This is a genomic window from Novosphingobium pokkalii, from assembly GCF_014652855.1.
In the GTDB taxonomy this organism is placed as follows: Bacteria; Pseudomonadota; Alphaproteobacteria; order Sphingomonadales; family Sphingomonadaceae; genus Novosphingobium; species Novosphingobium pokkalii.
Genome location: NZ_BMZP01000011.1, coordinates 106,597 through 131,139, shown reverse-complemented (window position 1 = coordinate 131,139; position 24,543 = coordinate 106,597). Strand labels below are relative to the sequence as shown.

Annotated in this window: 28 protein-coding genes; 17 read left to right on the top strand and 11 right to left on the bottom strand. The window is 67.2% G+C overall.

From position 1 onward, the window contains the following. The first annotated feature begins 35 nt into the window (after positions 1 to 35). The 10 genes from IE191_RS13060 (at position 36) to IE191_RS13015 (ending at position 7,589) form a co-directional block, all read left to right on the top strand. Positions 36 to 446 (top strand): DUF983 domain-containing protein, encoded by a 411-nt coding sequence (locus tag IE191_RS13060; RefSeq protein ID WP_191324800.1) that lies wholly within the window; start codon positions 36 to 38, stop codon positions 444 to 446. Continuing rightward, entirely contained in the window at positions 443 to 1,051 is a 609-nt protein-coding gene (locus tag IE191_RS13055) for an SURF1 family protein (RefSeq protein ID WP_308432907.1), read from the top strand. Before IE191_RS13060 ends, IE191_RS13055 begins: the two co-directional genes overlap by 4 nt. Positions 1,052 to 1,111: 60 nt before the next feature. Continuing rightward, positions 1,112 to 2,530: a threonine synthase gene (thrC, locus tag IE191_RS13050; protein WP_191324799.1), complete on the top strand. Its 1,419-nt coding sequence runs from the start codon at positions 1,112 to 1,114 to the stop codon at positions 2,528 to 2,530. Beyond that, positions 2,530 to 3,420 carry a class I SAM-dependent methyltransferase gene (locus tag IE191_RS13045; protein ID WP_191324798.1) on the top strand — a complete coding sequence of 297 codons (891 nt, stop codon included), beginning with the start codon at positions 2,530 to 2,532 and terminating at the stop codon, positions 3,418 to 3,420. The genes thrC and IE191_RS13045 overlap by 1 nt, the downstream gene beginning before the upstream one ends. A gap of 217 nt (positions 3,421 to 3,637) precedes the next feature. Then, positions 3,638 to 4,012: a dihydroneopterin aldolase gene (locus tag IE191_RS13040; RefSeq protein ID WP_191324797.1), complete on the top strand. Its 375-nt coding sequence runs from the start codon at positions 3,638 to 3,640 to the stop codon at positions 4,010 to 4,012. Continuing rightward, complete coding sequence (locus tag IE191_RS13035) at positions 4,009 to 4,773, top strand: SDR family oxidoreductase (RefSeq protein ID WP_191324796.1); 765 nt, start codon at positions 4,009 to 4,011, stop codon at positions 4,771 to 4,773. Before IE191_RS13040 ends, IE191_RS13035 begins: the two co-directional genes overlap by 4 nt. Continuing rightward, entirely contained in the window at positions 4,770 to 5,777 is a 1,008-nt protein-coding gene (gene moaA, locus IE191_RS13030; protein WP_191324795.1) for a GTP 3',8-cyclase MoaA, read from the top strand. Before IE191_RS13035 ends, moaA begins: the two co-directional genes overlap by 4 nt. A gap of 5 nt (positions 5,778 to 5,782) precedes the next feature. Further along, the gene (locus IE191_RS13025; RefSeq protein WP_191324794.1) at positions 5,783 to 6,019 is read left to right on the top strand and encodes a MoaD/ThiS family protein; all 237 of its coding nucleotides are present in this window, start codon (positions 5,783 to 5,785) and stop codon (positions 6,017 to 6,019) included. 289 nt (positions 6,020 to 6,308) lie between these two features. After that, positions 6,309 to 7,124: a ferredoxin--NADP reductase gene (locus IE191_RS13020; RefSeq protein ID WP_191324793.1), complete on the top strand. Its 816-nt coding sequence runs from the start codon at positions 6,309 to 6,311 to the stop codon at positions 7,122 to 7,124. Between the two features lie 21 nt (positions 7,125 to 7,145). Beyond that, positions 7,146 to 7,589, top strand: coding sequence for a molybdenum cofactor biosynthesis protein MoaE (locus tag IE191_RS13015; RefSeq protein ID WP_191324792.1), 444 nt, complete (start codon positions 7,146 to 7,148; stop codon positions 7,587 to 7,589). Positions 7,590 to 7,592: 3 nt separating this feature from the next. On the opposite strand, the gene IE191_RS13010 is transcribed toward IE191_RS13015, so the two are convergent. Next, positions 7,593 to 8,147 carry a hypothetical protein gene (locus IE191_RS13010; RefSeq protein WP_191324791.1) on the bottom strand — a complete coding sequence of 185 codons (555 nt, stop codon included), beginning with the start codon at positions 8,145 to 8,147 and terminating at the stop codon, positions 7,593 to 7,595. Positions 8,148 to 8,374: 227 nt separating this feature from the next. On the opposite strand from IE191_RS13010, the gene rplU reads away from it, so the two are divergent. From rplU to IE191_RS12995, 3 genes are all read left to right on the top strand, one after another. Beyond that, positions 8,375 to 8,671 carry a 50S ribosomal protein L21 gene (gene rplU / locus IE191_RS13005; RefSeq protein WP_191324790.1) on the top strand — a complete coding sequence of 99 codons (297 nt, stop codon included), beginning with the start codon at positions 8,375 to 8,377 and terminating at the stop codon, positions 8,669 to 8,671. A 23-nt stretch (positions 8,672 to 8,694) separates the two neighbouring features. After that, positions 8,695 to 8,964 (top strand): 50S ribosomal protein L27, encoded by a 270-nt coding sequence (gene rpmA, locus IE191_RS13000; protein ID WP_171795508.1) that lies wholly within the window; start codon positions 8,695 to 8,697, stop codon positions 8,962 to 8,964. Between the two features lie 227 nt (positions 8,965 to 9,191). Then, on the top strand, positions 9,192 to 9,755 hold the full coding sequence (locus tag IE191_RS12995; RefSeq protein WP_191324789.1) for a GNAT family N-acetyltransferase: 564 nt from the start codon (positions 9,192 to 9,194) through the stop codon (positions 9,753 to 9,755). Between the two features lie 59 nt (positions 9,756 to 9,814). On the opposite strand, the gene IE191_RS12990 is transcribed toward IE191_RS12995, so the two are convergent. From IE191_RS12990 to IE191_RS12975, 4 genes are all read right to left on the bottom strand, one after another. Beyond that, on the bottom strand, positions 9,815 to 10,081 hold the full coding sequence (locus IE191_RS12990) for a hypothetical protein (RefSeq protein WP_191324788.1): 267 nt from the start codon (positions 10,079 to 10,081) through the stop codon (positions 9,815 to 9,817). Positions 10,082 to 10,264: 183 nt separating this feature from the next. Continuing rightward, entirely contained in the window at positions 10,265 to 11,530 is a 1,266-nt protein-coding gene (locus IE191_RS12985) for an N-succinylarginine dihydrolase (protein ID WP_191324787.1), read from the bottom strand. A gap of 10 nt (positions 11,531 to 11,540) precedes the next feature. After that, positions 11,541 to 12,578: an arginine N-succinyltransferase gene (gene astA / locus IE191_RS12980; RefSeq protein WP_191324786.1), complete on the bottom strand. Its 1,038-nt coding sequence runs from the start codon at positions 12,576 to 12,578 to the stop codon at positions 11,541 to 11,543. 6 nt (positions 12,579 to 12,584) lie between these two features. Further along, a complete protein-coding gene (locus tag IE191_RS12975; RefSeq protein WP_191324785.1) occupies positions 12,585 to 13,790 on the bottom strand; it encodes a hydrolase in 1,206 nt (401 codons plus the stop codon). Between the two features lie 201 nt (positions 13,791 to 13,991). Between IE191_RS12975 and IE191_RS12970 the strand changes: the two genes are divergently transcribed. Further along, positions 13,992 to 16,145: a malate synthase G gene (locus tag IE191_RS12970; protein ID WP_191324784.1), complete on the top strand. Its 2,154-nt coding sequence runs from the start codon at positions 13,992 to 13,994 to the stop codon at positions 16,143 to 16,145. 101 nt (positions 16,146 to 16,246) lie between these two features. After that, positions 16,247 to 16,723, top strand: coding sequence for a helix-hairpin-helix domain-containing protein (locus tag IE191_RS12965; RefSeq protein ID WP_191324783.1), 477 nt, complete (start codon positions 16,247 to 16,249; stop codon positions 16,721 to 16,723). Positions 16,724 to 16,726: 3 nt separating this feature from the next. Here the strand turns inward: IE191_RS12965 and IE191_RS12960 are convergent, their stop codons facing one another. The 4 genes from IE191_RS12960 to uvrB form a co-directional block, all read right to left on the bottom strand. Then, positions 16,727 to 17,293 carry a hypothetical protein gene (locus tag IE191_RS12960; RefSeq protein ID WP_191324782.1) on the bottom strand — a complete coding sequence of 189 codons (567 nt, stop codon included), beginning with the start codon at positions 17,291 to 17,293 and terminating at the stop codon, positions 16,727 to 16,729. A 47-nt stretch (positions 17,294 to 17,340) separates the two neighbouring features. Next, a complete protein-coding gene (locus IE191_RS12955; protein WP_191324781.1) occupies positions 17,341 to 17,658 on the bottom strand; it encodes a HigA family addiction module antitoxin in 318 nt (105 codons plus the stop codon). Then, positions 17,633 to 17,809 carry a type II toxin-antitoxin system RelE/ParE family toxin gene (locus IE191_RS21425; protein WP_444544243.1) on the bottom strand — a complete coding sequence of 59 codons (177 nt, stop codon included), beginning with the start codon at positions 17,807 to 17,809 and terminating at the stop codon, positions 17,633 to 17,635. The genes IE191_RS12955 and IE191_RS21425 overlap by 26 nt, the downstream gene beginning before the upstream one ends. A 285-nt stretch (positions 17,810 to 18,094) precedes the next feature. Then, the gene (gene uvrB, locus IE191_RS12945) at positions 18,095 to 20,281 is read right to left on the bottom strand and encodes an excinuclease ABC subunit UvrB (protein WP_191324779.1); all 2,187 of its coding nucleotides are present in this window, start codon (positions 20,279 to 20,281) and stop codon (positions 18,095 to 18,097) included. Between the two features lie 325 nt (positions 20,282 to 20,606). Here uvrB and IE191_RS12940 point away from each other — a divergent pair, with 325 nt between their 5' ends. Further along, positions 20,607 to 21,206 (top strand): DUF3617 domain-containing protein, encoded by a 600-nt coding sequence (locus IE191_RS12940; protein ID WP_191324778.1) that lies wholly within the window; start codon positions 20,607 to 20,609, stop codon positions 21,204 to 21,206. A 1-nt stretch (position 21,207) separates the two neighbouring features. Here IE191_RS12940 and IE191_RS12935 read toward each other — a convergent pair whose 3' ends face one another. Next, complete coding sequence (locus IE191_RS12935) at positions 21,208 to 22,071, bottom strand: DMT family transporter (protein ID WP_229815344.1); 864 nt, start codon at positions 22,069 to 22,071, stop codon at positions 21,208 to 21,210. A 257-nt stretch (positions 22,072 to 22,328) separates the two neighbouring features. Here IE191_RS12935 and IE191_RS12930 point away from each other — a divergent pair, with 257 nt between their 5' ends. Beyond that, the gene (locus IE191_RS12930) at positions 22,329 to 23,789 is read left to right on the top strand and encodes a L,D-transpeptidase family protein (RefSeq protein WP_229815342.1); all 1,461 of its coding nucleotides are present in this window, start codon (positions 22,329 to 22,331) and stop codon (positions 23,787 to 23,789) included. Positions 23,790 to 23,859: 70 nt separating this feature from the next. Here IE191_RS12930 and IE191_RS12925 read toward each other — a convergent pair whose 3' ends face one another. Then, complete coding sequence (locus IE191_RS12925) at positions 23,860 to 24,357, bottom strand: nuclear transport factor 2 family protein (RefSeq protein ID WP_191324777.1); 498 nt, start codon at positions 24,355 to 24,357, stop codon at positions 23,860 to 23,862. Positions 24,358 to 24,543: the final 186 nt, after the last annotated feature.

Below are 24,543 nucleotides of genomic sequence, written 5' to 3'. Positions count from 1 at the left end.
GGACCGGCCCGGCCGGGGCCGCTATCCCGCAAGGCATGCAGGACAATCGCATCGACCGTCCGTCTCAGGCGCCGCGCTGGTGGCAGGTCGCTCGCCATGGCCGGTGCCCGGCCTGTGGCGCCCCCGGCATGGTCTGGGCCGGGCGGGTGTGGGAGCCGCCCAAGCTGGCTGACCATTGCCGTGCCTGCGGCCAGCCATTCGCCGAGCATGAAGCGAGTGGCCGCGCGCTTTACCCGGTGGTGATTCCGCTCGTCGCGCTGCTGGTCTTCTCGGCGCTGCGCGTCGACGATATCTGGCGCTTGCCGCTCTGGGTCTACCCGCTGGTCTGGGGGCCGGCGAGCGCGCTCTTGGTGGGCCTGGCCGTGCGCGCGACACGCGCAGCCGTGCTCGCCGCCCGCGTGCCCGCCAGAATGCAGGGGCAAGAGCAAGGGGGAAAGCAGCCATGATGCGCCGCCTGCCGATCGTGCCCACCGTGATCGTGCTGCTGGCCGTTGCCACGATGATCGGGCTGGGCTTCTGGCAATTGCAGCGCAAGGGGCAGAAGGAGCATCTGCTGGCCCGCTATGCCGCCGCGCTGACCGATCCGGCGCCCGTCGCCTTTCCGGTGGCGGGCGATGGCACGGCGGTGCTCTATCGCCGCGCCGCGTTCGATTGCCGGGTCGAGCCCGGGCTGTGGGACTCGGTCGCCGGGCGCAATGCGGCGGGCGAGGGGGGCTATGTCCACATCGCCCATTGCCAGGCGCCGGGCGGCCTGCCCGCGCTGGTCCAGCTCGGCTGGTCGCCCGATCCGCACCCGCCGCAATGGGATGGCGGCCGGGTCAGCGGGCGAATCGCTCCGTTTCACAAGATCACCCGCCTGGTCGCCGATCCGCCGCTGGCCGGGCTGGCAGCCAATGCCGCGCCCGATCCCTCCGACATTCCCAACAACCATCTGGCCTATGCCGTGCAGTGGTTCCTGTTCGCGGGGGTGGCCCTGGTGATCTATGCCCTGGCCCTGCGCCGGCGCGCGAAAGGCGCCGCGGCGGTTGTCACATCCGCCCCGAGCCGCTAGGCGCCCCCTATATCGATCGGGCGTGCCCCATGCGGCGGGCGCGGCGCATGGGGATTGGCGATGAAGTATGTCAGCACGCGGGGCCAGGCCGCCTCGCTCGATTTCGAAGGCGTCACGCTGGCGGGCCTGGCGTCCGACGGCGGGCTCTACGTGCCTGAAGCCTGGCCGCAGTTCAGCCATGACGAGATCGCCGCCATGGTCGGCCTGCCCTATGCCGAACTCGCCGCGCGGATCATGGCGCCCTTCGTGGGCGACAGCCTCACGCCCGAACGCCTGCGCGAATTGACCACCCAGGCCTATGGCCGGTTTGCCCATGCTGCCGTCACCCCGCTCAAGCAGTTGGACGAGCGGCAGTGGGTGCTGGAGTTGTTCCACGGCCCGACGCTGGCGTTCAAGGACGTGGCCTTGCAGATGCTCGGCCTGCTGTTCGAGGAGTTCCTCGGCCGGCGCGAGGATCACCTGACCATCGTGGGCGCCACCTCGGGCGACACCGGCTCGGCCGCGATCGACGCGGTGGCCGGGCGCGCCAAGGTCGATATCTTCATGCTGCATCCCGAAGGCCGCGTGTCCGACGTGCAGCGCCGCCAGATGACCACGGTGCTCGCGCCCAATGTCTACAACATCGCCATCGACGGCAGCTTCGACGATGCCCAGGCGATGGTGAAGCGCATGTTCAACGATGCCGCGATGACCGGCACGTTCGGGATCGCTGCGGTCAACTCGATCAACTGGGCGCGGCTGATGTCGCAGGTGGTCTATTACTTCGCCGCCGCGCTCCAGCTTGGCGCGCCGCACCGCAAGGTGGCGTTCTCGGTGCCGACCGGCAATTTCGGCGACGTTTTCGCCGGCTATGTCGCCGCGCGCATGGGCCTGCCGGTCGAACGCCTGATCGTGGCCACCAATATCAACGACATCTTGCATCGCGCGCTGTCGGCGGGTGACTATTCCGCCAGCACGGTGACGCCCACTGCGGCGCCGTCGATGGACATCCAGGTCTCCTCGAACTTCGAGCGCCTGCTGTTCGACGCCTGCGGGCGCGATGCCGCTGCCCTTGCCGCGCAGATGCAGCAGTTCGATGCCACCAAGGCGCTGCAACTCACCAATGCCCAGCGCGAGGCGATCGCCGGATTGTTCTCCAGCGCGCGCTGCGATGCCGGGCAGATGGCCCAGGCCATGCGCTGGGCCTATGAAGCCGCCGGCGAAGTGCTCGATCCGCATACCGCCATCGGCCTCCACGCCGCGCGCACGGCGCAAGACCTGCCGGCCGACGTGCCGGTGGTGACGCTTGCCACCGCGCACCCGGCCAAGTTCGTCGATGCGGTGGAGCGCGCCACCGGCGTGCGCCCGCCGCTGCCCGCGCGCGTGGGCGATCTGTTCGAGCGGCAGGAACGCTGCGATCATCTGCCCGGCACCTATGAGGCCGTGGCCGCCTATGTGGCCGAGCGGGCGACACCCAAGAGCGGGCGGAAGGACGCCTGATGGCCACGCTGACGCTTGCGCCGCAGGTGATGGTGGGATCGCCCTGGGGGGATTTCGCCCTCATCGATTCGGGCCATGGCCGCAAGCTGGAGCGCTATGGCCCCCATCGCTTCATCCGCCCCGAGCCCCAGGCGATGTGGGCGCCCGCGCTTGCCGATTGGCAGGCCGATGGCGAATTCGTGCCCGGTTCGGACGAGGATGGCGGGGGCCGCTGGCAATTCGATCGGCCCGTGTCGCGCGAAGGCTGGCCGCTGGCGTGGAACGACGTGCGGTTCACCGCCAGTTGCACGCCGTTTCGCCACCTCGGCTTTTTCCCCGACATGGCCCCGGTGTGGGACTGGATGGGCGAGCGGCTGGACGGCCAGAGCGAAGCCAGCACGCTCAACCTGTTCGGCTATACCGGCGTCGGCACGCTGTCGCTCTCGCGCTTCGGTTCGGTGACGCATGTCGATGCTTCCAAGAAGTCGGTGGCCCAGGCCCGTGCCAATGCCGCGCTTTCCGGCATGGATGGCCGCCCAGTGCGCTGGATCGTGGACGATGCGGCCAAGTTCACCGCGCGCGAGGTGCGGCGCGGCAAGCGCTATGACGGGATCATCCTCGATCCGCCCAAGTTCGGGCGTGGACCAGAGGGCGAAGTCTGGCGGCTGGAGGAAAGCCTGCCCGGCCTGATCGCCGATTGCGCCAGGCTGCTCGATGCGAACAGCCGCTTCCTGTTCCTGACCGTCTATGCCGTGCGCATGTCGAGCCTGGCGATCGGTGGCTTGCTGGCGGAGGCCTTGGGGCACCTGCCGGGCAAAATCGAACATGGCGACCTTGCGCTTGCCGAAGAAGGGCCGGGCGGGCGGGTTCTGCCCACGGCGATCTTTGCGCGCTGGAAGAACGGCGACTGAGCGACTGACGGCACCAGCCCACTCCCCCACCCGACCTCCCATAGGGTACTATCGTTGGGAGATCGGCCCCCTCAGCGAAAACGTCCCCCGGACGTTTTCGGTGCCTTCGGGACGGGAGTGGGCTGGTGCCGCAATGCCGAAACGAAGTTTCGGCACAAAACCCCATAAGCACGGCTGATGCTGGACATTCGCGGCGCCAAGTGCCAAGGGCGCGCGCGTGTCTGACAGCCTGATCCTCGAAGTCGCCAATGTCCACACCGATGTCCTCACCGGGATCTATTCGGAAGAGACCGGCCGTCCGCAGCCCCTGCGGATTTCCATCCGTGCCTGGCTGCGTCCGCAGGATCGCTACACGCCCGATTGCCCGCTGACGGCGAGCAAGAACTACATGGACCTCAAGCATGCGGCGAGCGACGGTTTGCCCAAAGAGGTGCATTTCCAACTGATCGAATCGGTTGCAGACCACATCTGTGAAACCTTGTTCGTTCAGGATGCGCGCGTGCAGCAAGTGGAAGTGAAGATCGTAAAGCTGGCCATCAGCGAGGCTGGCGAGGATATCGGCATGACGCTCACCCGCGCGCGCCGCGGATGAGCGAGCCGCGCCCGCTTGCGCTGGTAACCGGCGGGTGGCGCCGGATCGGGGCGGCAATTGCCCGCAAGCTGGCGCAAGAGGGCTGGGACCTCGCGCTCCACGCGCACCACGCCCACACGTTCGATCCTGAATTCACCGCGCAGTTGCAATGGCTGGGCGCCGCCGTTCATCCGGTGGCCGGTGACCTGGGCGACAGCGCCTTTCCCGCCGCGATGCTGGCCGACGTGATCGCCCGGGCCGGCCGTCCGCCGTGCCTCCTGGTCAACTGCGCGTCGCTGTTCCAGGACGATACCATTGCCAGCCTCGCGCCCGATGCGCTGGACCGGCACTTTGGCGTCAATCTGTTTGCCCCGCTGCTCCTGACCCGCGCCTTTGCCGAGGCGCTGGGCGATCAGGCCGGTGCCGTGGTCAACATTCTCGACCAGCGGGTGCAGAACCCGGTGCCCGACCAGCTCAGCTATACCCTGTCCAAGCAGGCGCTGCATGCCGCCGTGCGCACCCTGGCGCGCGCACTCGCGCCGCGTGTGCGGGTCAACGGCGTGGCGCCGGGCCTGATCCTGCCGACGCAGGATTACGATGCCGAGCAGTGGCACCGCCTGGAAGAGATCATGCCGTTGAAGCGCCTGCCCGGCGCGGACGAAATCGCCGATGCGGTGCACTATCTCGCCACGGCGCGGGCGGTGACCGGGCAAACTCTTTTCGTCGATGCCGGCGCAAGCCTTGAATCCTACCCTCGGGACTTCGTATATCTCGAGCGATGACAGCGCCCGCGCCTCTGGTTGACCGCTTCGCGCGGGCCATAACCTATCTTCGCCTCTCGGTGACCGACCGCTGCGACTTGCGCTGCACCTATTGCATGCCCGAGCGGATGACCTTCCTGCCCCGCGCCGAAGTGTTGAGCCTGGAAGAACTCTATCGCCTCAGCCGGGCCTTCATCGAACGCGGCGTGACCAAGCTGCGCCTGACCGGGGGGGAACCCCTGGTGCGGCGCGACATGGTCGATCTGGTGCGGGCGCTCGGCCGCCATCTGGGCGAGGGTGGCCTGCGCGAATTGACGCTGACCACCAATGGCACGCGGCTGGCCGAATTTGCCGAAGACCTGGCGCTGGCCGGCGTGCGGCGAATCAACGTGTCGCTCGATACGCTCGATCGCGATCGCTTTGCCGCGCTGGCCCGGCGCGACAGCCTCCCACAGGTGCTCGAAGGGCTGGAGGCGGCGCGCGCCGCCGGTCTCAAGGTCAAGCTCAATGCCGTCGCGCTCAAGGGCGTGAACGAGGGCGAGCTGCCCGATCTCGTCGCCTGGGCGCATGGCCAGGGGCACGATGTCACGCTGATCGAAGTCATGCCGCTGGGCGACGTCGATGGCGATCGCATCGATCACTACCTGCCGCTCGATGCCGTGCGCCGCGATCTGGAACAGCGCTGGACGCTGGTGCCCAGCGCGCACAACAGTGGCGGCCCGGCACGCTATGTCGATGTGGCGGAAACCGGCGGCCGGCTGGGCTTCATCACGCCGTTGACCGGCAATTTCTGCGCCACCTGCAACCGCGTTCGTGTCACGGCCACGGGCCAGCTCTACATGTGCCTGGGCGGGGAAGGGCGCGTGGACTTGCGCGCCGCGTTGCGCTCGGCCGATCCCGATGCCGCGCTGGCCGATGCCTTTGCCCGCGCCATGGGCGAAAAGCAGGAACGGCATGCCTTCGCCATCGATCGCCCCGGCGCTGCGCCGGCGGTCTCGCGCCACATGTCGATGACCGGCGGATGAGTGCGATGGCCAAGCTCGTGTTCCTCGGCCGCCTGGAAGACCGCGCCGGCTGCGCCGAACTGGCGGTGACGCCGGGGCCGCTCGCCGATGTCCTGGCCAGTCTCGATCCCGCCCTGGCGCTCGACCTGCTGGGCGAGCGGGTGCGCTGGGCGCTCAACGGCAAACTGGTTGGCGAAAGCGAGGCCATGGTCCTGGCCGAGGGTGACGAACTGGCGTTCCTCCCGCCGGTCAGCGGGGGCTAGGGGCTAGCGGGGGATAGAGCTTAAAGCCCCCTCCTCTTCAGAGGAGGGGGTTGGGGGTGGTGCGAAACCTTGCGCGACGCATCCACCACCCCCCGACCCCCTCCTCTGAAGAGGAGGGGGAGATTGCCCCCATCCCGCTTTAGGCCCTGAAAGCTATTTTCGCAGCGGCGGTTTTTGACAGCGCGGCCCCCAATCCCTATGGGGGCGGCGCTTGCCGGGCCAGCTTGCCCGGCCCCATGGCCTGATCCCGGCGGGGATAAGGGGCCGCTTGCCAAGGAAAGCCCTTTCGATGTCCGAACCCCAGGTGGAAGTCGCCACGCTCGAACCCACGGCCGCGGCCACGGTGGAAACCGTGCTGACGGTCAAGCACTGGGACGAGCGCCTGTTCAGCTTCACCATCACCCGCCCGGCCTCGTTCCGGTTCCGCTCCGGCGAATTCGTGATGATCGGCCTGCAAGGCGACAACGGCCGCCCGCTGCTGCGCGCCTATTCGGTGGCCAGCCCGGCCTGGGCCGAGGAACTGGAGTTCCTCTCGATCAAGGTGCCCGATGGCCCGCTGACCTCGCGCCTGCAAAAGATCCAGCCCGGCGACCAGATCTATCTGGGCAAGAAGCCCACCGGCACGTTGGTGACCGATGCCCTGCTGCCGGGCAAGCGCCTGTTCATGTTCTCGACCGGCACCGGCCTGGCGCCGTTCCTGTCGCTGGCGCGCGACCCTGACGTCTATGAGTTCTACGAGCAAGTGATCGTCGTGCACTCGGTGCGCAAGGTCAGCGAGCTGGCGTTCCACGAGGAACTGTCGAGCGGCTTTGCCGAAGACCCGCTGGTCGGCGAGCAGGCCGCGCAGCAGTTGCACTATGTGCCCACCGTCACGCGCGAGCCGTTCAGGAACAACGTGCGCATCGACAAGCTGATCGCAAGCGGCGCGCTGTTCGACGGCATCCCCGGCGAAGCCAAGCTCGATCCGGCGACCGACCGCGTGATGCTGTGCGGCTCGATGGAAATGATCAAGGATTTCGCCGCCCTGCTCGAAGGCATGGGCTTTGTCGAAGGCTCCAATGCCAAGCCGGGCGATTTCGTGATCGAGCGCGCGTTCGTTGGCTGATCGCCGGGCGCCCGCACGGCGATGACGGCAGACGTCCGCCTCACCGATACGGCGTTTGACCCCGCCGCGCTGCTCTCCGCCTTTACCGGGCGATTCGGCAGCGCTGGCGGGGTTGTCAGTTTTCTGGGTCAGGTGCGCGGTGGCGACGGGGTGGAGGCGCTGGAACTGCGCCACTATGCGCCGCTGACACTGCCGGGCATGGAAGCGCTGGCGGCCACCGCGCTGGGGCGCTGGAGCCTGGAGGGGCTGCTGGTGCTCCATCGCCATGGCGTGATGCGGCCGGGCGATCCGATCGTGCTGGTGGCCGCCGCCGCGCGCCATCGCCGCGATGCCTTTGCCGCCACCGATTTCGTGATGGACCACCTCAAAAGCGACAGTTGGTTCTGGAAGCGGGAAAAGACCGCGCAGGGCTGGCGCTGGATCGAACCGCGCAGCGAGGACTTTGCCGACCGCGCGCGGTGGTAGGAATCACCCCTTCAGTTGCGCGAGCACGCTATCCTGCTGCGCCACTCTGGCCGCAACCGAATCGCGCGCGTTGCTGACGTTCGCAGCGTCCGGGCCAGGCTTGTCCACTGCGGCGATCTGGGTCTCTACCGCCAGTTGATCCAGGTCCGCCAGGGCGATGGCGGTGTCGCTGCGTGCCGATTCGAGGCGGGCGAGCGCGACTTGCGCCAGATTCCACGTCTCGCTGCCGGTCGCGGCGCCACGCGCGCGGCTGACCGTGCGGGTCACTTCGGGCACCAGCGCCACGAAGCGCGCGTCTGCTTCGCGTGCGCGGGTTTCCAGTGCGGCCAGGCGCTGCGTCAGCGTGGCATCGGCCGGGATCGGGGCGGGCTGGGCCGGGGTGGCAGCAGCCGGTGCGGGCTGGGCCTGGTAGAACGCGCGCTCGGCCGGGCGAATCGCCAGCGACGGGAAGCGGCCACGATCATTGGCGCAGCCGCCCAGCACCAGGGCGGGCGCCGCAGCGAGGCCAAGAAGCGAAAGCCGTTGCACGGCAGCGAAGCGATTGGACAGGCGGGCCATGGCGGTGCCATAGCATGTGCAGGGCCGATGGCCAGCCGGGCCAGCGCTGTTCCATGCATTTCCCGCCGCTCCGGCGTTGACACAGCCCCCCGCTTGGACTATCCGCGCCGCTCTTTCCGGGGCTTCGCATGATTGCGGGGAACCGGCACATTGCCCGCTGTCCGCGATTCGGAATTGGCCGATCGGGGTGCTTGGTGGGCCAGGCATTTGAAACGGATAGCAGAACCATGTTCGCAATTGTGCGCACGGGCGGCAAGCAGTATCGGGTGGCCGCCGGAGACAAGATCGCGGTGGAAAAGCTGGCTGGTGAAGCCGGTGAAACCATCACCCTCGGTGACGTCCTGCTGGCTGGCAAGGATGGCGAACTGGCCGATGCTTCGGCTGTGACCGTTTCGGCGGAAATCATCGCCCAGGCCAAGTCGGAAAAGGTCGTGGTGTTCAAGAAGCGCCGCCGTCACAACTATCGCCGCAAGAACGGCCACCGCCAGCAGATGACCCTGCTGCGCATCGTGTCGGTCGCCTGAGCGCCAGTTCGGAGTAAGCAGAGATGGCACATAAGAAAGCAGGCGGCTCGTCGCGCAACGGTCGCGACTCGCAGTCCAAGCGCCTTGGCGTGAAGAAGTTCGGCGGCCAGGACGTGGTCGGCGGCAACATCATCATCCGTCAGCGCGGCACCCGCGTGTACCCCGGCGCCAACGTTGGCCTCGGCAAGGACCACACCCTGTTTGCGCTTGCCAACGGCCGCGTGCGTTTCCACGCTGGCAAGCTTGGCCGCAAGTACGTGTCGGTCGACGTGATGGCCGAAGCCGCCGAATAAGCGGATGGTCATGCCATGGGCCATCCTGATGGGATGGCCCCGCCGGTTTCGCGCCGGCTGAACGAGGGAGAGGGGCCTTGCCCCATCTCCCTTTTTCTTTGTCTCCCTCATCCGCAACGGCGCCGTTTGCCTCGAAAATCGAAGCACTTGGCGCACCACGCAATATCCTTGTCACCGGAAAGTGCATAAGCATCCGGCGAAAGGGAGCGGTTGACTGGAGACTACCGATGTTCATTCGCAGCGAGCGGCTGTTCCTGCGGCCGGGTTGGCCGGAAGACTGGGCCGAACTGTTCGATCTGATCGATGACGAAGCCGTTGTGCGCCATCTCGCGCGTGCGCCCTGGCCCTATCGTGCCGAAGACGCCCGCGCCTTTGCCGCGCGGGCGCAGGATGGCCACCACCCCCATTTCTTCGTGACCCTGCCCGGCGCGGAAGGGGCGCAATTGATCGGTTGCGTCGGCCTGATGCCAGACGAGCATGGCCCGGCCGGCGCGCCGCCCCTGCTGGGCTACTGGATCGCGCGGTCGCATTGGGGGCGGGGGTTCGCCACCGAGGCGGCGCGCGCCCTGCTGAGCCTCGCCGCCACGCTCGGCCATCGCCGCGTCGCGGCGCGCCATTTCCTCGACAACCCGGCCTCGGGGCGCGTGCTGGCCAAGCTCGGCTTCCGCTCCACCGGCGAGATTCGCCCCGGTGCCAGCCTTGCGCGCGATGGCGTGGCGCCGACGCTGGGCTATGCGCTGGATCTCGATCCGCCCGGGAATTGCGATCGCGATCGTCGCATCGCGGCCTGAGCAGCCATGAAAAAGCCCCTCTCCTGGCGGCAGGAGAGGGGCGATTTCCGTCGATCGGGTCAGGCGGTGTTGCCCTCTGGCGGCTCTGCCTCGGCGGCTTTCTGCGCCGCGCGGGCCTGCTCGAACCGCAGGCAGTCGAGAATCTTGGCGCCTGCCATGAATACCGCGCAAGTCGTTGCCAGGAAAAGCAATTTTCCACCGAAACCGGGGAAACGGGTGAGATAGGCCTGCCCACGCTCCACCGCGCCCAGCGCCAGCGCATAGATCACCGCAAACGCCTCGAAGCGATTCTTGATCAGGAAGAGGCGACCAATCTTGCGGAGCATGCGTTGTCCCTAATCTCCAGCCTGGGTTTGCGATCCGCCGGACCTGTCGCCATCCCGTTCTCGCCACCGTGATCAGCAACCTTCATGCCAATCCGATGTTTGCTGGCGTATTAAAGCTTAACACCCGCTTCATTGTAAAGGGCGGCGACAGCTCGGCGTTTGCCAAAGACAACGCCGCTCGGTTCAATGCAGTTCCGGCAGGCCGAGCGCGTCGAGCAGTGCGACGCGCGCGGCAACCACGGTGCGGGCCAGGGCGGGCTGGCCAAGATCGGCCGCATCGATCTGTTCGGGCCAGTGGCTGGCCACCACCTGCTCCAGATGATCGAGGCGCGCGGCATCGAGCAGGAAGCGGGGATCGATCGTGGCCGGATCGGCCACTACGCGCAGCCGCAGGCAGGCCGGCCCACCGCCATTGGCCATGGATTGGCGCACATCGACCGGCAGCACCTGGCGAATCGGCCCGTTGCCGGCCAGCATGGTATCGAGCCATTGGCGCACCGATGGCGTTTCCCAGGCTTCCAGCGGGATCACCAGCGCCATTTCGCCGCCCGGCAGCGTGAGCAACTGGGCGTTGAACAGGTAGGACCGGATCGCGTCGGCCAGGCTGACGGCGCTGGCCGGTACGACGACGATCTCCGCTTCGGGCAAGGCCGCGCGAATCGCTGCGTAAGTGCCGTCGGGATCGGCGAAGGCCTGTTCATGGGTGAACAGCACACGCTCGTTGGCCACGGCCACCACGTCGTTGTGGAAAGCGCCGGCCGCGATCGCCTCGGGGGCCTGCTCCACGAAGAGGCAGCGCGCCGGATCGAGGCCGTGGACGCGGGCGACGGCGCGGCTGGCCTGCTCGTGTTGCCGCGCGGGAAAGGCGCCGCCGGGGCGGCCATAGACGAAGATTTCGAGGCCCGGCGCATCGTGCCGCGTGGTCATGCGCATGTGGTTGGCCGCGCCTTCATCGCCAAAGCAGGGCGGCACGGCATCGTGCACGGCAAAGTGCGCGCTGCTGGCAAAGGCCAGGCGCAACTGGCGCACCGTGTCCGGCCATTCCTGCGCGCGGTGCGGCATGGTCACGAGATTGGCGGCAGAGAGGTGGCAGCGGCCATCGGCCGTATCGGGTGCGGGGCTGACCGTGGCGGCATTGGCCGTCCACATCGCGCTGGCCGACCAGGCGGCAGCGCGCAACCGGCGCTCGGCTTCGTCGGCCGGGTCGCGATCGGCCAGGCCCAGGGCGCCCAGGAACGCCGGATTGGGGCGCGGCAGCGGCACGAACAGGCCCTGCACCAGGCCCAGCCCCAGATTGTGGCGCATCTTGCCCAGCCCCTGGAGCGCGGCAGCGCGGGGGTAGGACACCTGGCCCGCGTGGTTGGCCGAGGCCAGGTTGCCCAGGCTCAGCCCGGCATAGTTGTGGCTGGGGCCGACCAGCCCGTCGAAGTTGATTTCCACCAATGCCATCGTTCGTCCTTCAGCGTTCGACGTGCCACACCGTATCGCCCGGCCGCACATCGAGCGCGGCGGCGGCGACCGGATCGAGCACCAGGCCATCCGGCCCTTGCGTCACTTCACCCAGCGTGCAGCGAAAATCAGCCAGGCGCCCCGTGGCAACCAGCGCGCGCTGGGCCGCGCCATGCCCTTCGGGCGCGGCCACCTGGGCCACCGTGGCGGAGCGCGCCCCGGCGATCGAGCGCACCTGGTCGGTGCGCGCGCTGAGCGTGGGGCCGCCGTCGAAAATGTCGACATAGCCTTCATAGGCGAAGCCTTCGGCTTCCAGCATGCGCATGGCCGGCCGGCCATTGGGATGGGGCATGCCGATCGCCGTGTGCGCGCTTTCCGGCAGCATGGCGACATAGACGGGATGCTTGGGCATCAGGTCGGCAATGAACTGGTTGCCGTTCAAGGCGTTGAAATGATCGGCTTCCTGAAAGCCCATGCCAAAGAACTTGCCGCCCACCGCGTCCCAGAACGCCGATCCGCCGCGCTCGTCGATCACGCCGCGCAACTCGGCCAGGATGCGCGGGCCAAACCGCGCGCGGTGCATGGCGATGAACAGGTAGCGGCTGCGCGCGAGCAAGAGGCCGAGGCCGCCGGCCCGCTCGCCGGGATGGAGGAACAGCCCGCCAACTTCGCTCGATCCTTCCAGATCGGTGACGAGATGCAGCATCTCGGCGCGGAACGTGCGGTTCAGTTCCTTGGAATGCTGGGTCAGCGTGGTGAGGCGATAGGAATAGAACGGCCCGCTGCGCCCGACGCAGGCAAAAATCTGCGCCGTGCCGCGCAATTCGCCGGTGGCCGCATTTTCGAGCACGACCACGAACAGTTCGTCGCCCGGCCCATCGGGCAGGCTTTCGCGCGAATCCGCCAGGCATCCCGCCGCGCGCTCCAGCTTGGCGCGCAAGGTGTCGCGGTCGGCGGGCAGGTTGGTAAAGCCGCTGCCGCCGAGCTTGGCCATCTCGTACATGGCCTCAAGATCGCTGACGCGCGCGGCGCGGATGCGGAACGTCATGAAGCCCTATTCTCCCCCCGAGAGCCGGTGCAGGACGAGCGCCGACAGCGCCGCGCGCTCGGCCAGCGAGGGCACGATCAGGAATTCGTGCGGCGAATGGATCGATCCGCCGCGCACGCCCATCGTATCCACCACCGGCACACCCAGCGCGGCGATGTTGTTGCCATCGCACACCCCACCAGTGTCTTTCCAGCCGATCGTCTGGCCCAGCGCTGCGCCGCAGCTCTGCACCAGCGTGAACAGAGCCAGGGCAGGCGGGGTCAACGGCTTGGGCGGCCGGCTGATGCCGCCGTGCACATGGATGGCCACGCCGTGCAGGCGTTCCACGTCCGCCACGGCCGCGCCCAGCGCCACCGCAAAGCCCTGGGCATCGGCTTCGTTCGCCGGGCGGATGTTCCAGCGCAGCACGGCCTTGTCGGGCACCACGTTGTTGGCGCTTCCGCCATCGATCCGCGCCGGGTTCACCGACAACCCCGGCCGATGCAATGCTTTCAGGCGCAAGGCGAGATCGGCGGCCGCGACCAGGGCATTGCGCCCGTCATCGGGATTGCGCCCGGCATGGGCAGACTTGCCGGTGACCACCGCCGAATAGTTGCCGCTGCCCGCGCGCGCGCCGGCCAGCGTGCCATCGGGCAGGGCGGACGGCTCATAGGTCAGCGCCGCAGCCTTGCCGGTGGCGAGCCGCGCGATCAGCGGGGCGGACGAAAGACTGCCGGTTTCCTCGTCGGCGTTGATCAGCACGTCATAGCCGACGGCTGCCGCCACCGGGCTGGCCTCCAACGCCTGCAAGGCAGCGAGCATCACCGCGATGCCACCTTTCATGTCGGCCACGCCCGGTCCGCCCAGCGTCGTCTCGTCCAGCCAGGTGGTGGCCTGGAACGGGTCGTGGGCGGGAAACACGGTGTCCATGTGCCCGGTCAACAGATAGCGCCGGGGCGCATCGGGGCGGACGCGCACGACCAGGTGGGCGCCATGGTCGAGCAGGCCCACCGTGCCATCGGCCGCCACCGTTTCCACCGGCGCGGGGGCGTGCAGGTCCACCGTACCGGGCAGCACGGCAAAGGCATCGGCCAGGACCTGCGCCTGCATGGCCAGGCCCGCCAGGTTGCGCGTGCCGGTGTTGATCGCGCTCCACGCCAACACTTGGTCGAGCATCGGGGCGCCGGCGATCGGGGCGAGCAGCGCCTGTTCGGAAGCGGAAAGCTGTTGCATCGGCAACCATGCCTAGCCGGTTGTGCGGGCCGGGTGAACCCCCGTTGCCAAGCGGCGCCGAATCAGGCACAACAGGGCCGTTCCTCCCCAGGTTCAATTGGCAAGTCGGCACAGGCCCGGTACTCTCGCAAGTATCGGTTCGCAGGCCGGTTTTGCCATGCCCGCTTCGATAACACTGTTCGATGACAAAGGCATATGACCATGGGTGAGTTTACCGAAATTGCCGACTTGCGCCCCCGCACGCTGCGCGCCGGGTTGCAGGTGGATGCCGCGCTGGCTGCGTTCCTGGAAACCGACGTGCTGGCGCCCCTGGCGCTGGATGTGACTGCGTTCTGGAGCGGGTTTGCCGCGCTCGTGGCTCGGTTTGCCCCGGTCAACCGCGCCCTGCTGGAAACCCGCGAGACGATCCAGGCGACGATCGATGCCTGGCATCTCGCCCGGCGCGGCCAGCCGCATGATCCGGCGGCCTATCGCGCGTTTCTGGAAGAGATCGGCTATATCGTGCCCGAACCGGCGCCCTTTGCCGTGGGCACCCAGGGGGTCGACCCGGAAATCGCCACGATGGCCGGGCCGCAACTCGTCGTGCCGGTGCTCAACGACCGCTTCCTGCTCAACGCCGCCAATGCGCGCTGGGGCAGCCTCTATGATGCCTGGTACGGCACCGATGCGCTCGATGCGGCACCGGCCCGGCCGGGCGGCTATGACCCGGCGCGCGGCGCGGGGGTGATCGCGGCCGGGCGCGCGTTCCTCGATGCCACGCTGCCGCTGGCGCAGGGTTCCTGGTCCGATTGGGACGGGCAGGGCGTGCCCACGCTGGCCGATCCGGCGCAGTGGGTGGGCCATAAGGCAGGCGGCCTTTTGTTCCGCCACAATGGCCTGCATATCGAACTGGTGCTCGATCGCGGCCATCCGGTTGGCGCCAGCGATGCGGCTGGCCTTGCCGACATCGTGCTGGAAGCGGCGCTGACCACGATCGTCGATCTGGAGGATTCAATCGCGGCGGTCGATGCGGAAGACAAGCTGGTCGCCTATCGCCACTGGCTGGGCCTGATGCGCGGCGATCTCACCGCGCATTTCACCAAGGGCGGCAAGACGCAGAGCCGCACGCTCGAACCCGATCGCGCCTGGACTTCGCCCGATGGCGCTGACTTCACCCTGCCAGGCCGCAGCCTGCTGTTCGTGCGCAATGTCGGCCATCTGATGACCAACCCGGCGATCCTGCTGCCCGATGGCAGCGAAATTCCCGAAGGCATCATGGACGCGGTGATCACTTCGGCCATCGCCATGCACGACGTGATGCGCCTGGGCCGGTTCCGCAACAGCCGCGAAGGATCGATCTACATCGTCAAGCCCAAGATGCACGGGCCGGAGGAAGTCGGCTTTGCCAACGACGTGTTCGATGCGGTGGAAGACCTGCTGTGCCTGCCCCGCCACACCCTGAAAGTGGGGGTGATGGACGAGGAGCGCCGCACCAGCGCCAACCTGGCTGCCTGCATCGCGGCGGTGAAGGACCGCGTGGTGTTCATCAACACCGGCTTCCTCGATCGCACGGGGGACGAGATCCACACCTCGATGCAGGCCGGGCCGATGATCCGCAAGGGCGCGATGAAGCAGTCGGGCTGGATCGCGGCGTATGAAGCGCGCAATGTCGGCATCGGCCTGGCCTGCGGGCTTTCCGGCAAGGCGCAGATCGGCAAGGGCATGTGGGCCGCGCCCGATCGCATGCACGCGATGGTCGCGGAAAAGATCGGCCATCCCCGCACCGGCGCCAACACCGCGTGGGTGCCGTCGCCCACGGCCGCCACGCTGCACGCGACGCATTACCACCAAGTGGACGTGTTCGGCCTGCGCCCGGACATTGCCGCGCGCCCGCTGCCGTCGCTCGACGCGCTGCTGGCCATTCCCCTGGCCGATGGCGCCAACTGGTCGGACGAGGACATCCGCGCCGAGCTGGACAACAACGCGCAAGGCCTGCTCGGCTATGTCGTGCGCTGGATCGACCAGGGTGTGGGCTGCTCCAAAGTGCCGGACATCGACGATGTCGGCCTGATGGAAGACCGCGCCACCTTGCGCATTTCCAGCCAGCACCTGGCCAACTGGCTGCTCCACGGCGTCTGCACCCGCGATCAGGTGATGGACGCCTTGCAGCGCATGGCCGCCAAGGTGGACGCCCAGAATGCGGGCGACCCGCTCTATGAGCCGATGGCCGGCCGTTGGGAGGAAAGCTTTGCCTTCCGCGCCGCCTGCGACCTGGTGTTCCAGGGCGTGGCCCAGCCCAGCGGCTATACCGAGCCGCTGCTGCATGCCTGGCGCCGCCGCAAGAAGGCCGCGGCGCTGGTGGCCGAGCCGGCCTGAGCATGATGGGGCGGGGCGCTGCGGTGCTCCGCCCGCTTGCCCCGCGCGGCGCTTGTTGCCATGGCGGTTCCAGTCGCTTTGCTGACATGGAACTTTAGACAATGCTGCAACTGATCGAGGCCAATTGGCCGCTGGTGGCCGGCGCCGTGGCGCTCCTGCTGGTGGTGGCAATCCTGCTGCTGCGCCGCGCCGGCAAGGCGCCCGAGCGCCGCGAATTCAACGACGTGCTCTCGGAAGGCGCGGCGCCTGCCCAGCGCAACACCGCGCTGATCGATGCGCCCCCCGCCGCCACGATCGCCTCCCCCGCGCCGCCGCCGGTCGAGATTGCCACCGATGCCGGGGGCGATGATCTCACCCGGATCAAGGGCCTTGGCCCCAAGCTCAAGACGCTGCTGGCCAGCCTCGGCGTGACCCGCTTCGACCAGATCGCTGGCTGGAGCGAGGAAGACGTGGCGCGGATCGATGCGCAACTCGGCGCCTTTGCCGGCCGCCCCACGCGCGACAACTGGGTGGAGCAGGCCAAGCTGCTGAGCAGCGGCGATACCGCCGCCTACGAAGACAAGTTCGGCAGGCTCTGAGGTTTATTCCTGCGCCTGGGGTGCGGCGGGTGCCGCCCCCGTGGCCGGGCGGGCACCGCAGCGGCGGATCAGCGCGCGCACCAGGTCGCTGCCCGGTACGCTGATCTTGCCGGCATCGGGCAGCGTGCCCACGAACGGACCCTCGAACACGTCGGCCGCCGGATCGCCCGCCGGCAGGCTGCCCTGCCAGAGATAGCCGCGCGATCCCGGCACGGCGGTGGCATCCACCGCCAGCCGCACGATGCGCTTGCGCCCTTGCAAGGCGAACAAGGCCTGCGCGCCCACTTCGGCCGGCACATGCCGCGTCACCACCAGCACCCCCTGGCGGCAGGCCAGCGAGAGATCGGGGCCAGCCCCCGGCGCGCCATAGCGCACGCTGTCGCCACCGGGCGCGCCGGCCCAGATCGGCTTCTCGTTGCCGGCGGGTGCTGCGGGCAAAGGCTGGCTTTCCGGCAGCGGCACGCGCACGGCGTTGAGCGGCGTGCCACTGTCCTGCGGCACAGGCGGCTTTTGCGAGCAGGCAGCAAGAGCAAGCAGGGCGAGCAGCGAGACCGGACGACGCGAGATCATGGGGCGGGTGCTATCGCGGCGTCTCGCGTGGTGCAATGCAGGATTGTTCAGGCGGCTCGGGGGACGATACGGTCGATGGCGTCGTGATGCGCGCGCTTGGCCTCGAGCAGGTCGAAATCCGCCTGCAAACCAAGGAAGAAGCCCTCCGACATGCCGAAGTAGCGGGACAGGCGCAGGTCCAGTTCGGCGTCGACAGGCTGCTTACCGTGCACCATATCCTCTATCCGCGAAGCCGGCACACCAATGTCGACGGCCAAGGCGGCGGCAGCAAGGCCAAGGGGTTCCATGAACTCGCGCGCCAGCAGTTCGCCAGCGTGGCTGTTATGCAGCCAGTCGGATTCAATGATAGTCGACGATTTCGACATTGTGAGCGTTTCCGTCCTTCCAGACGAAACATATGCGCCATTGCATGTTAATGGAAATGGAATGTTGGCCTGCGCGATCGCCGCTCAAGGCGTGAAGGCGGTTGGATGGCGGGTTGCGCAGGTCGTCGAATGTGCGTGCGCGGTTGAGCATGCGCAGTTTGTCCAAGGCTCGATTCTGGATTTCGCCTGGCAGTTTGCGGCTACGCTGGCCGTTCCAGATTTTCTCGGTTTCGAGACAAGAAAAGTGAAGCATCTGCCCGTTTTGACCGGCTTCTGAAAACAGTACCAGACTTGTTGTTTTTTATCTTCGCGGCACCGGAGATTACAGGTGTGTGCAGATGTAGCTGCACCTTCCCCGCTTTGCGCAGGGAGGATCAAAGCCCCTCCCGCTTGCGGGAGGGGTTGGGGAGGGCATGTTGCAAACCCATCACTCCCCTCACTTCCCCCACTTCTTCTGCGTCTTGCCGTAGCGCATCTTGCGCGTTCCCGGCTTGCCTTCGTTGCTGCGGCCAACCACCGGGGCCTTGCGATCGCCTTCGGGCAGGCCAAGCTCGGTCGATTCCAGGCGGCGGATTTCGTCGCGCAGGCGGCCGGCTTCCTCGAATTCCAGATCGGCGGCAGCGGCGCGCATGCGCTTTTCCAGGTCCTCGATATGGCTGCGCAGGTTGTGGCCGACGAGGTTGTTGGTGCTGTCATCGTCCAGATCGACCAGCACGCCATCGCGGCTGGCGGTATCGGCGATGATGTCGGCAATCTGGCGCTTGATCGTGGCCGGGGTGATGCCGTGCTCTTCGTTGTAGGCCTGCTGCTTTTCGCGGCGGCGGTCGGTTTCGGCGATCGCGCGCTCCATGCTGCCGGTCATGCGATCGGCATAGAGGATCACGCGCCCGTCCACGTTGCGGGCGGCACGGCCGATCGTCTGGATCAGGGAGGTTTCCGAACGCAGGAAGCCTTCCTTGTCCGCGTCGAGAATGCACACCAGCCCGCATTCGGGAATGTCGAGCCCTTCGCGCAGCAGGTTGATCCCCACCAGCACGTCATAGACGCCCAGGCGCAAATCGCGGATCAGTTCGATGCGCTCCAGCGTCTCCACGTCGGAATGCATGTAGCGCACGCGCAGGCCCGCTTCGTGCATGAATTCGGTGAGGTCTTCGGCCATGCGCTTGGTCAGCGTGGTGACGAGCGTGCGATAGCCGTTCTGCGCGGTGAGGCGGCATTCGTTGATGCAGTCCTGCACCTGGTCTTCCACCGGGCGGATCAGCACCGGCGGGTCGATCAGGCCGGTGGGGCGGATCACCTGTTCGGCAAAGACCCCGCCCGATTGCTCCATTTCCCAATTGCCGGGCGTGGCCGAAACCGCAAAGGTCTGTGGGCGCATCGCTTCCCATTCGTTGAAGCGCAGCGGGCGGTTGTCGATGCAACTGGGCAGGCGAAAGCCATATTCGGCCAGGGTCAGCTTGCGGCGGTGATCGCCGCGCGCCATCGCGCCGATCTGCGGCACCGTCTGGTGGCTTTCGTCCACGAACAGCAGGGCGTTGTCGGGCAGGTATTCGAACAGCGTCGGCGGCGGCTCGCCCGGCAGGCGGCCGGTGAGGAAGCGCGAATAGTTCTCGATCCCCGCGCACGATCCGGTGGCGGCCATCATTTCCAGGTCGAAATGGGTGCGCTGCTCCAGCCGCTGCGCTTCCAGCAGCTTGCCTTCGGCCTGAAGCTCCTTGAGTCGCTCGGCCAGTTCGAACTTGATCGCCTCGCGCGCCTGCATCAGCGTGGGGCCGGGCGTGACGTGGTGCGAATTGGCATAGACGCGCACCTGGTTGAGGCGCGTATCGGCCTTGCCGGTCAGCGGATCGAACTCGGCAATCTCCTCGATCTCGTCGCCGAAGAAGGTCACGCGCCAGGCGGTGTCTTCATAGTGCGAGGGGAAGATTTCCAGGTTGTCGCCACGCACGCGGAACGTGCCGCGCTGGAACGCATGGTCGTTGCGCTTGTATTGCAGCGCCACCAGCTTGCGCACGATCTCGCCCTGGTCGACGCTCTCGCCTTTCTTCAGGTCGAACACCATCGCCGAATAGGTCTCGACCGAGCCGATGCCGTAGAGGCAGGAGACCGAAGCGACGATGATCACGTCGTCGCGTTCGAGCAGGGCGCGCGTGGCCGAGTGGCGCATGCGGTCGATCGCCTCGTTTACCGAGCTTTCCTTCTCGATATAGGTGTCCGACCGCGGCACGTAGGCTTCCGGCTGGTAATAATCGTAATACGAGACGAAATATTCCACCGCGTTTTCGGGGAAGAAGCTTTTCATCTCGCCATAGAGCTGGGCAGCCAGGATCTTGTTGGGCGCCAGGATCAGGGCCGGGCGCTGCAATTCCTCGATCACCTTGGCCATGGTGAAGGTCTTGCCCGAACCGGTCACGCCCAGCAGCACTTGCGTGCGGTCACCCTCGCGCGCGCCGGCCACGAGATCGGCAATCGCGGTCGGCTGGTCGCCGGCGGGCTGATAGTCCGACACCACCTTGAACGGGCGCCCCGCTTCCAGCTTCTCGGGGCGCTGGGGCTTGTGCGGCACAAAGTTGCCGGATGTGTCGGGCTCTTCCAGCCCCCTGCGGATGATGATTTCGGCCATGGGCAACATATGGGGAACACGCAGGGCATATGCAATTGCCGGCGGCCGGTTCCCTTAGAGGCTGACCGAAAAGTCCTGCGGGTCGGTTTGGCGGGTCTTTTGCGCCACCACGGCGTCGGCTGTTCGCCACGATGCTTCCAGCATCGCTGGGCTCTCAGCCTTCTTGTGGTGACCCAAAATCCCTCGCCAAACCTCCGCCGCCCGACTTTTCGGTCAGCCTCTTATGCCCTTTTGCCATCACCCGATCGGGGGATGCCACGGCGCCGGGCCATGGCCATGGCCGGATCGGCGTGATAGCGTCGCTGTCCCCATCGGGAGAGTGACGATGATTGCCAAGACCCTGCCTGCCCATCTGGCGACCGGCTCCGCGCTGCTGGCGCTCGCCCTGCTGCTGCCCGGCTGCAAGAAGGAGCCGGCCGTGGTGGCCAAGGATGCCGATGCCGGCGAAGTGGCGGCCAAAGTGGCGAGCGCGGGGGTCAAGTTCCAGCCGGGGGCGTGGAGCACCCAGGTCAAGGCGATCGACATCGACATGCCCGGCATGCCGGCCGAGATGGTCGCCAGCATGAAGGATTCGCTGGGCCGCGCCCGTGCCGAGCGTTCGTGCCTGACCAAGGAAAAGGCCGCGCGGCCCGACGGCGATTTCTTCGGCCAGGCCGACAAGACCTGCCGCTACAAGACCTTCACCATGGCCGATGGCAAGATCGACGGCGTGCTCAACTGCGGCCACGGCGGCGCGAACCAGACGATCACGCTCAAGGGCACCTATGGCGGCGACCACTTCACCATGGACATGGACATGACCGGCAGCGGCCCGGGCGGCAAGCAGATGCGCATGCACGTGGCCACCCAGTCCAACCGCGTGGGCGAATGCACCCCACAGGAAAAGGCCCAGGCCGACGCCGACGAAAAGGCAGCGTCGATTTAAATCAAATCACTTCGGGCGGGGGATCATCGCGCCGGGCGGCCAGCACGCAGCCGGCCACGATCAGGGTGACCCCCGCGATCGTGCCGCGCGTGACCGGCTCGGCAAAGGCGACCCAGCCGACCACCGCCGCCCAGATGAATGCGGTATACTCCAGCGGCACCAGCACTTGCGCTTCGGCGCGGGCATAGGCCCAGGCGAGCAGCATCATCGCCAGCGCGGCGAGCAGCGCGCCGGCCACGACCAGCGCCCATTGGCCGGGCGTGGGCCAGGGCGCCCAGACCACCGCGAGCGGGGCGAGCAGCAGCGCGATCACCACGCTCTGGTAAAAGGCCACTTCAACCGGCGTTGCCATTTGCGCCTGGCGCCGTTGCAGCACCAGCGTGATGGCATAGAGCACGGCGGAGGTGAGGATTTCCAGCAAGCCGCGCCAGGCCTGTGGGCCGGGCGTGGCGCCGAGCTGATCGGCCGCGATCACGCCCACGCCCACCAGCGCCAGCAGCGATCCGAACACGGCCCGCTGGCTGAGCCGTTCGCCCAGCGTGAAGGCAGCGAGATAGAGCGCGATCAGCGGGGCAATGAACGACAGCGCCATGCCTTGCGCCAGCGGCATGCGCACCACGCCATCGAAGAACAGGATCGCCATGGCTGCCGAAACCACCCCGCGCAGCACATGGACGCGCAGGGCCGGGCGTGGCGGCAGGCGTCCGCCGCGCTGCGTCACGGTTTCGCGCAGCCACAGCGGCGCGATGGCCAGGGCGCCGACGGTGCTGCGCCAGAAAATCGCGGCAAAGGCCCCGAGTGCGAGCGCGGCGGCCTTCATCGTGCCGTCCATCACGCTGAAACTGGCGAGGCCCGCCAGAGTCATCAGGATGGGCAAAAGGGGGCGCGGGCCATGCATGGCATCGCCCATAGCGGCGCCCGACCGGACTTGCTATGACCGGGTCGGACCAAAATCCGGAAACGAACGCCGCGCTGCACGTTTTCGGCAAAGAATTGCTCTGCATGCCAATGGGATTCAGGTTGGCGAAAGCCTGCTTGCTTGATTGGCGAAACCGTGTGGGGCATGAGATGAACCGTGCACCAAGTGCGTGCAACCGAATGGCAACAGGGAATTTCGAACCGATGACCCCCCGCAAGACCTGGCCGCTGCGCCGCAACCGTGCGCGCCTTATGGGCGTGCCGACGCTGGCCCTGGCCACCCTGCTTGCCGGAAACACGCTTTCCGCGCCCGCTTTCGCCCGCACGCAGGACAGCAAGGGGCCGGTCGACCTGACCGCGCAGGCCCAGAGCGCGCCGCGCCCGGCTCCCACCGTGGTGCCCAGCGCCCCTGCCACGCCGGCCCCTGCGCCGAGTGCCAGCCCCTCCGCCGTCGCCGTGCCCACGCCGCCGCCGGCCCAGCCCGAAGTGGAAGCGCCGCCGCCGGTGGCAGCGTGGACCTTGCAGGACGCCAAGGACTTGCTCTCTGCCATTCGCGGCATCGGCAGCGAAGGCCTGTTCGCACGCGACTATCAGCCGGCCGCCCTGGCCGCCGCGATCGCCAAGGGCGAGGGCGACGATCTCAACCAGCTTGCCAGCAAGCTCTTCGTGTGGCTGGCCGAAGACCTGCGCGACGGGCGCACCCCGATGACCGCGCGCGAGCAGTGGTTCGCCGTGGACCCCGACCAGGACCTGCATCCCAATTCGGCTTTGCTCGCCCAAGCCACCGAAACGCATGACGTGAAAGGGACGCTGCGCAGCCTGCTGCCCACCCATCCGGACTATGCGCTGCTGCGCCAGTTGCTCCAGACCACCAAGGATCCGGCCAAGCTCGCCCTGGTGCGCGCCAACATGGACCGCTGGCGCTGGCTGGCGCGCGATCTGGGCCTGCAATACCTGATGATCAACGTGCCCGAGCAGATGCTGCGGCTGACGGTGAACAACCAGATCATCACCACCTATCGCGCCATCGTGGGCAAGCCGGGCAAGACCGCCACGCCGCAACTGGCCGAGATGGTCGAGAACGTGGTGTTCAACCCCACCTGGACGGTGCCGCAGTCAATCGTGAAGGGCGAAGGGCTGGGCGCAGACCTGCTGGCTCATCCGGCCAAGGCCAAGCGGCTCAACTATGCGGTCAAGCAATTGTCCGACGGCACGATCCAGGTCGTGCAGCAACCCGGCGAGAACAATTCGCTGGGCCGCGTGAAGCTCGACATGCCCAACGAGTTTGCCATCTATATCCACGATACGCCCAACCGGAACCTGTTCGCGCAGGAAAACCGCGCGCTCTCGCACGGCTGCATCCGCGCCGAACGCGCCACCGAACTGGCCATGACCATGGCCATCCTGGGGGCCGACCTGCCCAAGGAAACGGCGGTCGAATACAACCTCTCGGGCAAGTATACCAAGGTGCCGATGACCAAGCCGTTTCCGGTCTACATCACCTATTTCACCGTGGCGCGCGACGTGAACGGCGTGATGCGCAGCTTTGCCGACATCTATGGTCGCGATCCCAAGGTTCTGGCCAGCTTCGCCCAGCCGCGCCAGTTGCACACCACGCAGCGCAAGAGCAACGAAGCGGTGACCAAGCTCGATAACCCGCTCTGAGACCTCGGGTGTCGCCGTCGGGAGAGCGCGCCTCTCCTGACGGTCAGCCGTTCAGACCCTGCACCGGCGCTCAGGGCGCGACATCGCCCAGCGTAGCGCCGTCCCAGTGCTCGTCGGCCTTGCCATCGACAAAGCGCCACATGTCGAACCAGGTGGTGGTATAGGTCTTGGCGGAATCCTTGGGATCCTTGAGCGTGCGCGCAAAGCTGACGACGACGCGGTCCGCCTCTGCCGTGACGGAAACCACCGGCGTGGTCATGCGCGCGGGGCAGGCCTTGGGCTTGACCTTGACCACTTCGGTAAAGAAGTGGACCACGGTGTCCCGGCCCGACGGCACCATCGGATTGTGCTGGATATAGCGCGGGGTCAGGTATTGCCCGGCCTTGTCCCACTGCCCGCATTCGAGCAGATCCTTGACGATGTGCAGCGCGGCCTGCTTGTTGCGGTTGAGCGCAGGATCGGGGCTGGTGAACAGGCTTTCCGCATCGGGCGCGGCAACCACCGCTTCTTGGGCGTGGGCGGTGGGCACGAGCAACAGCAGCAAGGCGGGCACAAGCAGGCGTTTCATCGGTCTTCTCCCCTGGATCATCCCGGCTCTAGAGTGTGATGACAAAAAGTGGGAACCGGTTTTTGTCAAAAATAGCACGACCACAGATATCTAGAGCGTGATGGCGTTTCATTGAAACGTCATCCCGGCTCTAGATCACTCTAAACCATAACAGAAGTGACAATCCGCGGGCGCCCGCCGCTGTGG